8 protein-coding genes are annotated in these 8,547 nt (G+C 62.1%); 5 read left to right on the forward strand and 3 right to left on the reverse strand.

Features of this window, described 5'->3' with window-relative positions; all coding sequences use genetic code 11:
* On the reverse strand, positions 1-203 hold a 203-nt coding region (locus OQK_RS26655), incomplete at its 3' end, for a TetR/AcrR family transcriptional regulator (protein ID WP_038861832.1).
* A 90-nt stretch (positions 204-293) separates the two neighbouring features.
* Positions 294-1,316 (reverse strand): hypothetical protein, encoded by a 1,023-nt coding sequence (locus OQK_RS26660; protein ID WP_016775133.1) that lies wholly within the window; start codon positions 1,314-1,316, stop codon positions 294-296.
* 280 nt (positions 1,317-1,596) lie between these two features.
* Here OQK_RS26660 and OQK_RS26665 point away from each other — a divergent pair, with 280 nt between their 5' ends.
* Complete coding sequence (locus OQK_RS26665) at positions 1,597-1,878, forward strand: hypothetical protein (protein ID WP_016775134.1); 282 nt, start codon at positions 1,597-1,599, stop codon at positions 1,876-1,878.
* 51 nt (positions 1,879-1,929) lie between these two features.
* Here the strand turns inward: OQK_RS26665 and OQK_RS26670 are convergent, their stop codons facing one another.
* Positions 1,930-2,136 carry a hypothetical protein gene (locus OQK_RS26670; RefSeq protein ID WP_016775135.1) on the reverse strand — a complete coding sequence of 69 codons (207 nt, stop codon included), beginning with the start codon at positions 2,134-2,136 and terminating at the stop codon, positions 1,930-1,932.
* Positions 2,137-2,380: 244 nt separating this feature from the next.
* Between OQK_RS26670 and OQK_RS26675 the strand changes: the two genes are divergently transcribed.
* The 4 genes from OQK_RS26675 (at position 2,381) to paoC (ending at position 8,262) form a co-directional block, all read left to right on the forward strand.
* Positions 2,381-4,135 (forward strand): L-lactate permease, encoded by a 1,755-nt coding sequence (locus OQK_RS26675; protein WP_016775136.1) that lies wholly within the window; start codon positions 2,381-2,383, stop codon positions 4,133-4,135.
* Between the two features lie 355 nt (positions 4,136-4,490).
* Entirely contained in the window at positions 4,491-5,114 is a 624-nt protein-coding gene (gene paoA / locus OQK_RS26680; protein WP_016775137.1) for an aldehyde dehydrogenase iron-sulfur subunit PaoA, read from the forward strand.
* A complete protein-coding gene (locus OQK_RS26685; protein WP_016775138.1) occupies positions 5,111-6,067 on the forward strand; it encodes an FAD binding domain-containing protein in 957 nt (318 codons plus the stop codon). Before paoA ends, OQK_RS26685 begins: the two co-directional genes overlap by 4 nt.
* Positions 6,064-8,262 carry an aldehyde oxidoreductase molybdenum-binding subunit PaoC gene (gene paoC, locus OQK_RS26690; protein ID WP_016775139.1) on the forward strand — a complete coding sequence of 733 codons (2,199 nt, stop codon included), beginning with the start codon at positions 6,064-6,066 and terminating at the stop codon, positions 8,260-8,262. The genes OQK_RS26685 and paoC overlap by 4 nt, the downstream gene beginning before the upstream one ends.
* Positions 8,263-8,547: the final 285 nt, after the last annotated feature.

Consider the following 8,547-nt stretch of genomic DNA (forward strand, 5'->3'; position numbering starts at 1 on the left):
TCCAGCAGATCGAACAGCACTGCGCTGTACAGCTCGCTCTTGGTGCTGAAGTAGTAATGCAGATTGGAACGCGGCAACTGCACTTCGGCAGCGATGTCCGCCATGGCGGTGCTGCCGAAGCCTTTTTCGGCGAAAACCTTTTCCGCCGCCAGCAGGATTTTCTCGACGTTACTGCGGCGAATTTCGATCTTGTGATTGCCCATGTGGGCTCCCTGACAACAGCGTTGTGCAAGACTAGCATCCGCTCTGATCCGGGCGCGACCGCCGCCAACAAAACTTCGCAGGTACAAGCGCTATGGCACAGCGCTCACACCGATAGGCGATGGTTCACTCACGCCCAGATTACCTTCGACCTGCCCGGCCATGTGCAGCGTGCCGGCCATCACCCCCGTGGTCGGATTCTGCAGCAGCTTCTGCCAGGCCTTGTCGAAGGTGTTGCCGAGGCTGCTGCGGATCAGCGCTTCGCTGTCGGGGCGGTCGTTGGCCTGGATGATGGCGCGAATGCCGGCAACGCCGACCGAAATCATCGCCCCGGCCAGTTTCCCGGCTGCTGCCGCCACTGCACTGGCGGCGCCGCGCGGGGCCATTTCGGCTTCGATGCGCTGGCTGGCGCGCTTGGCCACCGGGGCCATGGCTGCTTCGGTGGAAGAGATGCCCTTGGCGCCGCCGTCGGTGTGGATCTTGTCGATCAGTGCGGCGTACGCCGGGAGGGTGTTGAGCGGCTCGGTGCTGATGACTTTGAACAGCGACGCATCCCGCGCCGGCGGCGGGCCTAGGGCGATGGCCGGGATCTTCTGCAAGCGCCCGTTGAGCTGCGCAATCGGCACACCGTGACGCTGGGCGATGAGCGGCATCTGCTGCGCCATCAATTGCGCGTAGAACGCCGTGGCCTGCGCCAGGATCGCATCCGGATCGATCTCCACGGCGACCGGCGCGAGGACTTTTTCCTGATATTGCTCAAGCAGATACGCCGCCAGCCGTTTCGCCGAAGCGTCCTGCTCACCGCCGGCGCTGATCGTGTACCAACTGACCTTCATCGACAGCCATTCCTGGGTCCAGTAGCTGCTGAACCAGGGGATGAAATTTTCTTCAGTTTGCTGATAGACCCGAGTGCGCCAATGTTCCATCGAGCCACGGGCGAACAGCTTGACCTGCTCGGTGGCCTGCTGCGAAGCGCTGAGGATCTCGCGGTCGATCTGCTGCCAGGTTTGCGCCGACACCACCACCGCCTGCGGCGCACTCACCGGTGCCCGGGCCGACGTGGCGCAGCCGGCCAGCAAAAGCAGTGCGGCGACGACCAGCGCGCGTGGGTTCACGGTGGCGGTGTCCTTTGGCTTGGGGAGGTGCAGGTTTGAGTATAGGTGGGTCAGTCGATTTCGATGCTGAAGGTTCCGGCCTCTTCGCGAGCAGGCTCGCTCCCACATTTGAAATGTGTTGCACCTGTGGGAGCGAGCCTGCTAGCGAAGGCGCCAGCAGCAGCACCACAAAACTCAACCATCACCGCCATCGATATCCACCATCGCCACGATTGCCTTCCGCCCTCCCATGATGAAAGGCACGATTGACTCATCCGAAACACAACGAGGCGTTCACATCATGATCCACACCCAAGTCACCCTCTCCGTGAGTTTCCCGGTGTTCGGCAGCAACTACTACCAACAGCACGTCGTGCCGCGCAAGGCGCAGACGCTGGTGTTCAACGAAGATTTCGACGATCTGCTGATGCCCGCCGCCAGCAACCATTTCAGCAATGAAGTGGTCGGCCTCAACGATCAGTTCCGTTTTCTGAGCGACATACTCGCCACCCATTTGCTCGATCACGAGGCCTCGCTGCCTGCGCGATCCCGCGTCCAGGCGAACGCTCGTTTTTTCAACTGAAGGCTGATGCACAGAGGGCGTTCCTTTGATGGGAACGCCCTCTTCACTCAATCAGTCATCATCGCGATCACGGTGATAACGACGGCCATCGCGGCGGTCGTCATCGCGGTCATCCCAGCGCCGGTCATGGTCGTAATAGCGGCCGTGGTCGCGGTCGTAGTGCCGGCCATGCCGGTGGTCATCATCAAAATCCGCAATACAGCCGCTCAGCAATACGGCGGCGGTCACAGTGAGCAGCATGGTTGTCGCTTGCTTCATTCAACACTTCCCTAAAACCCAAGGTCTTGACGACGGAAATCGCCACGCTGCCCGCGTCTTCGGGACGCAGTGCGCGCAGCCGCAGATACGACCGGGCAAAAGCGCGTTGATTCAGTGGCCACTATCGACCGTTTGTCGGCTCGTTCGCCGCAGCCGAACAGCGGCGTAACGCCACCTATACTGCTTGCAACCTACCCCCATGCAATGGATCTGCACCCTCAATAACAATAAGCAGAGGTGGATCATGGTCTGGCAGCAAATCTACGACCCGTTCGGCAACCCGGTGCTCTCCACGCTGATGGCCGCAGTGCCGGTGGTGGTGATGCTCGCGGCGCTGGCGTTCTTTCACGTCAAGGCGCATCTGGCGGCCCTGTTGGCGCTGGCCTCCGCCCTGCTGATCTCGATTTTCGCCTTCGACATGCCGGCGGGCATGGCCGGTTCGGCGGCGTTGTTCGGCGCGGCGAACGGCTTGCTGCCGATCGGCTGGATTGTGCTCAACATCATCTTTCTGCATCGCCTGACCACCGAAAACGGTTCGTTCAAAGTGCTGCAGGACTCCCTAGCACGCATCACCGATGATCGACGCTTGCAGTTGCTGCTGATCGCCTTCTGCTTTGGTGCATTCTTCGAAGGTGCGGCAGGCTTTGGCACGCCGGTGGCGGTGACCGGGGCGATTCTGATCGGCCTGGGTTTTTCGCCATTGGCCGCATCCGGCCTGGCGCTGATCGCCAACACCGCACCCGTAGCTTTCGGTGCGCTGGGCACGCCGATCATCACCCTGGCCAAAGTCACCGGGCTGGACGAGATGGAGCTGTCGATGATGGTCGGGCGGCAGCTGCCGTTCTTCTCGGTGCTGGTGCCGTTCTGGTTGATCTGGGCCTTTGCCGGGTGGCGCAAGATGCTCGAGGTGTGGCCGGCGATTCTGGTGGCCGGGGTGAGTTTCGCCATCCCGCAATTTCTCGTCTCGAACTATCACGGGCCGATGCTGGTGGACGTCATCGCTGCGCTGATTTCCATGGCCTGCCTGACGCTGTTCCTCAAGGTGTGGAAACCGGCGACCATCCACACCTCGGCAGCGTTGTCCGGGCGCGTCGACAACTCCAAGGTCGACGAGGAAACAGTCACCGCCAGCGCCGCGTTCAGCGATCAGGCGCGCCCGGCAGTGATGCGGGCTTGGATGCCGTGGATCATTCTCACGGTGTTCGTGTTTGCCTGGGGCACGCAGGGCTTCAAGAACATGTTCGATACGCGCCCGGTGATCGACCCGGTCACGCAATCGGCCAAGCTCGACCCGCAAGGCAAACCGGTACGCGAGGCCAATCCGATCTTCGCCCCGGCGGTGACCTTCACCGGTCTGCACCTGCAAATAGAAAAAGTGCCGCCTGTGGTCGCGGCGCCGAAAGCCGAGGAAGCGATTTACAAGTTCACCTGGCTGACCGCGACCGGCAGCGGGATTTTGCTGGCGGCGATTGTTGGCGGTCTGCTGATGGGTTATTCGATCCCGCAACTGATCAAGCAGTACCTGCGCACGTTGTGGGTGGTGCGATTTTCGTTGATCACGATTGCGGCGATGCTCGCGCTGGGCTTCCTCACGCGCTATTCGGGGCTGGATGCGACCATGGGCCTGGCGTTTGCGGCCACGGGGATTTTCTATCCGATGTTCGGCACGCTGCTCGGCTGGCTGGGGGTGGCGCTGACCGGTTCCGACACGGCTTCGAACGTGCTGTTTGGCGGCTTGCAACGGGTGACCTCGGAACAGCTGGGTATCAGTCCGGTGCTGATGGCGGCAGCGAACAGTTCCGGTGGGGTGATGGGCAAGATGGTCGACGCGCAGTCGATCGTCGTCGCCTCCACCGCGACCCGTTGGTACGGACATGAAGGCGAGATCCTGCGTTACGTGTTCTTCCACTCGATCGTGCTGGCGATCCTGGTCGGCGGGCTGGTGACGTTGCAGGCGTATGTCGCACCGTTTACCTCGATGGTGGTGGGTGGGCATTAGATTCAGAGTGAACGCGTCGGCCTCATCGCTGGCAAGCCAGCTCCCACAGGTTTTGATGTTGTAAATGCAATTGGATTAACAACTCGGAACCCTGTGGGAGCTGGCTTGCCAGCGATAGCGGTGTGTCAGTCGAATCAGTATTAACTGACACACCGCTATCGCGAGCAGGCTCACTCCAGGGTTTTTGTGTGATCTGCGGATTGATGAGCTCAGCACATAACTCTTTAGCGCAAATCCGACAAAACCTTTTCCCTCCCGCTGCGGTCACTCCTTTTACGAGACTGGCATGCATGCCGGCGCGCCCGTTTGGGCCTTTTGCAATCCTGCCGCCCGATGAGAGAAAAGGAATCGAACCATGCCGATTTCCCGACGCAATTTCATGATCCTCGGCGCCGTAACCGCGACGGCGTTCGCCATGCCCCCCTTTATCAGCCTCAAGGCCTACGCGGCCAGTCTGGAGCAACCGGCCATGAGTAAAGTGACCCTGCAAGTCAACGGTAAACCGCAAACCCTCGAAGTAGACACCCGCACCACGCTGCTCGACGCCCTGCGCGAACACCTGCACCTGACCGGCACCAAGAAAGGCTGCGACCACGGCCAGTGCGGCGCCTGTACGGTAATCGCCGACGGTCGGCGGATCAACTCCTGCCTGACCCTGGCGGTGATGCACGACGGCAGTGAGGTGACCACGATCGAAGGCCTCGGCATGCCGGACAAGCTGCACCCGATGCAGGCCGCGTTCATCAAGCACGACGGTTACCAGTGCGGCTATTGCACCCCAGGGCAGATCTGCTCGGCGGTCGCGGTGCTCAAGGAAATCCGCGACGGCATTCCCAGCCACGTCAGCCCGAGCCTGACCGAGCCGCCGAAACTGATTGCCGCCGAACTGCAGGAGCGCATGAGCGGCAATATCTGCCGCTGCGGCGCTTACTCGAACATCATCGAAGCCATCACTGAAGTCGCGGAGGTACCGGCATGAGAGCCTTCAATTACAGCCGCGCCGACTCGCCTGCAGCAGCCGCTTCCCAGGCTGCGCAAGTCGAAGGCGCCAAGTTCATCGCCGGCGGTACCAACCTGCTCGACCTGATGAAACTCGACATCGAAACCCCGGTACACTTGATCGACATCAACCACCTCGGCTTGGACCAGATCGAAGCCACGCCCGAAGGCGGACTGCGCATCGGTGCGCTGGTACGCAACACCGATTTGGCCGCCGACGCGCGCGTGCGCAAGGACTACGCCCTGCTCTCCCGCGCCTTGCTCGCCGGGGCTTCCGGGCAGCTGCGCAACATGGCGACCACCGCCGGCAACCTGCTGCAACGCACCCGCTGCCCGTACTTTTACGACACCCACCAGGCCTGCAACAAACGCAACCCCGGCAGCGGCTGCGCGGCGATCGGTGGCGTGACCCGGCAACTCGGAATCATCGGCGTCAGCGACGCTTGCATCGCCACCCACCCGAGCGACATGGCCATCGCCATGCGCGCGCTGGATGCGCAGATCGAAACGGTCAAGCCTGACGGCAGCACGCGCAGCATTCCCATGGCGGATTTCCATCAATTGCCGGGCAACACTCCGCACATCGAAACCAGTCTCACGCCCGGTGAATTCATTACCGCCGTGACCCTGCCGGCACCGGTCGGCGGCACGCACATTTATCACAAGGTCCGCGATCGCTCGTCTTACGCGTTTGCCCTTGTTTCAGTCGGTCTGATCCTGCAAAAGGACGGCACCGGCCGTGTCGCCGTCGGCGGCGTTGCGCCGAAACCGTGGCGGGTCGAAGCCGCTGAAGCGCTGTTGCCCAAGGGCGCCAAAGCGGTCAGCGAACGCCTGCTCGAAGGCGCGACACCCACCGATGACAACCAATTCAAACTGACACTGGTCGAGCGCACGCTGGCTTCGGTGTTGGCGCAAGCGAGGGAAACCGCATGAAATTCGACACGCCCGCCACCACCAATCCCATCGACCGCCTGAAGGTCGTCGGCCAGCCCACCGAGCGCATCGAAGGCCCGTTGAAAACCAGCGGCCAAGCCACTTACGCTTACGAGCAACATGAGGCGGCAGCCAATCAGGCCTACGGTTTCATGGTCGATTCGGCGATCGCCAAAGGCCGGATCAAAGCCATTCATCTCGACGAGGCCAAAGCCGCACCCGGCGTACTCGCAATCGTCACTGCCGAGAACGCCGGCAAGCTCGATAAAGGTGATTACAACGCCGCGCATCTGCTCGCCGGTCCCGAAGTGCAGCACTACCAGCAAGCCGTTGCATTGGTGGTTGCCGAAACCTTCGAACAGGCCCGCGCCGCCGCGCAACTGGTCAGGGTCGATTACGAGACCAGCGAAGGCAAGTTCGATCTGGCCAGCGTCAAAGACCTCGGCGTCGAGCCGAAAGACGAGCTGCCGGACGTCAATCACGGCGACTTCGACAAGGCCTTCACCGCCGCTCCGGTGCAGTTCGATCAGACCTACACCACGCCAGACCAGTCCCACGCGATGATGGAACCGCACGCCACACTCGCCGCGTGGAAAGGCGATCAGCTGACCGTGTGGACCTCGAACCAGATGGTCGCCTGGAGTGTCGGTGACATTGCGAAAACCTTCGGCCTGCCGAAGGAAAAAGTCCGATTGGTCTCGCCGTACATCGGCGGTGGTTTCGGCGGCAAACTGTTCATCCGCGCCGACGTGATCCTCGCCGCTCTCGGCGCGCGCATGGCGGGGCGGCCGGTGAAAGTCGCCCTCGCCCGCCCGCAAATGGCCAATAACACCACCCATCGCCCGGCTACGATTCAGCGCATCCGCATGGGCGCAACGGCGGACGGCAAGCTGACCGCCATCGCCCATGAAGGCTGGTCAGGCAACCTCGCTGACGGCAAGGTCGAACTGGCCGCGCAACCGAGCCAGTTGCTCTACGCCGCAGAAAACCGCCGCGTCAGCATGCGCCTCGCCCCGCTCGACCTGCCCGAAGGCAATGCCATGCGCGCGCCGGGTGAAGCGCCGGGGCTGATGGTGCTGGAAATTGCCATGGACGAAATGGCCGAACAGCTGAAGATGGACCCGGTGCTGTTCCGCATCGCTAACGACACTCAAGTCGACCCGGTGAAAACCGAGCGGCCGTTCTCCCAACGCCAACTGGTCAAATGCCTGCAGATCGGCGCGGAGAAATTCGGCTGGGATCAGCGCAAGGCGCAACCGGGCACACGTCGTGAAGGCCGCTGGCTGATCGGCATGGGCGTGGCGGCGGCGTTTCGCAACAACCTGCTGGTCAAATCCGGCGCCCGCGTGCGCCTGGAGCGTGACGGCAAGGTCGTTGTTGAAACGGATATGACCGATATCGGCACCGGCAGCTACACGATCATTGCGCAGACCGCTGCCGAGATGATGGGCGTTGGTCTCGATGATGTGGTGGTGCGTCTGGGCGATTCGGACTTCCCGGTATCGGCCGGCTCCGGCGGCCAGTTCGGCGGCAACTGCTCGACCGCTGGGGTCTACGCCGCGTGCGTGAAATTGCGCGAAGCGGTGGCGGCCAAGCTGGGCCTGGCGGCGGATCAAGCGGAGTTCGCCGATGGTCAGGTGCGCGTCGGCAGCAAGAGCCTGCCGCTGCGCAACGCGGCTGAAGGCGGCGCGCTGGTCGGCGAGGACAGCATCGAGTTCGGTGATCTGGCCGAGAAATATCAGCAATCGACCTTCGGCGCGCACTTCGTCGAAGTCGCCGTCGATGCCGCCACTGGCGAAGTTCGCGTACGGCGCATGTTGGCGGTGTGCGCTGCGGGGCGAATTCTCAACCCGACGTCGGCGCGCAGTCAGGTCATCGGCGCGATGACCATGGGCGTCGGCGCGGCGTTGATGGAAGAGCTGGCGGTGGACAAGCGCCTGGGCTTTTTCGTCAACCATGACCTCGCTGGATACGAAGTGCCGGTGCACGCCGACATTCCGCATCAGGAAGTGATCTTCCTCGAAGAAACCGATCCGATTTCGTCGCCGATGAAGGCCAAGGGCGTGGGTGAACTGGGGATTTGCGGCGTGAGTGCGGCGGTGGCGAATGCGATCTACAATGCCACCGGCGCAAGGGTCCGCGAATATCCGATTACGCTGGACAAGATTCTGGATTCGTTGCCGGAGATGATCTGAAGCGAAAAGCCCCTCATCGGAACGCCGCCCGCCTAGCCCTCTCCCAAAGGGAGAGGGGACCGATCCGGGTATATTCAGGATGTGCAGCGACGTGAAAGTCTTTCTGTGTATCCATAATCGCAACGGCAAGTTCAGGTCGATGCACATCGCAAGACACCTCGGTCGGCTCCCACTCCCCCGGGAGACGCCTGGGGTGAGTCGCATGCTGTTAGCGCACCTGCATGGGGTGCTAGGGGTCGAGTGGATTCACCACCACGCTTGCAGAATGCCGAACGTCTCGAGCAT

This window comes from Pseudomonas sp. R62 (genome assembly GCF_000257605.1).
Classification (GTDB): domain Bacteria; phylum Pseudomonadota; class Gammaproteobacteria; order Pseudomonadales; family Pseudomonadaceae; genus Aquipseudomonas; species Aquipseudomonas atacamensis.

What these genes read in the sequence shown, in the direction of transcription:
- OQK_RS26665 (WP_016775134.1), top strand. Translation starts at nt 1,597, where the DNA reads ATGATCCACACCCAAGTCACCCTCTCCGTGAGTTTCCCGGTGTTCGGC.
- OQK_RS26670 (WP_016775135.1), bottom strand. Translation starts at nt 2,136, where the DNA reads ATGAAGCAAGCGACAACCATGCTGCTCACTGTGACCGCCGCCGTATTG.
- OQK_RS26675 (WP_016775136.1), top strand. Translation starts at nt 2,381, where the DNA reads ATGGTCTGGCAGCAAATCTACGACCCGTTCGGCAACCCGGTGCTCTCC.
- paoA (WP_016775137.1), top strand. Translation starts at nt 4,491, where the DNA reads ATGCCGATTTCCCGACGCAATTTCATGATCCTCGGCGCCGTAACCGCG.
- OQK_RS26685 (WP_016775138.1), top strand. Translation starts at nt 5,111, where the DNA reads ATGAGAGCCTTCAATTACAGCCGCGCCGACTCGCCTGCAGCAGCCGCT.
- paoC (WP_016775139.1), top strand. Translation starts at nt 6,064, where the DNA reads ATGAAATTCGACACGCCCGCCACCACCAATCCCATCGACCGCCTGAAG.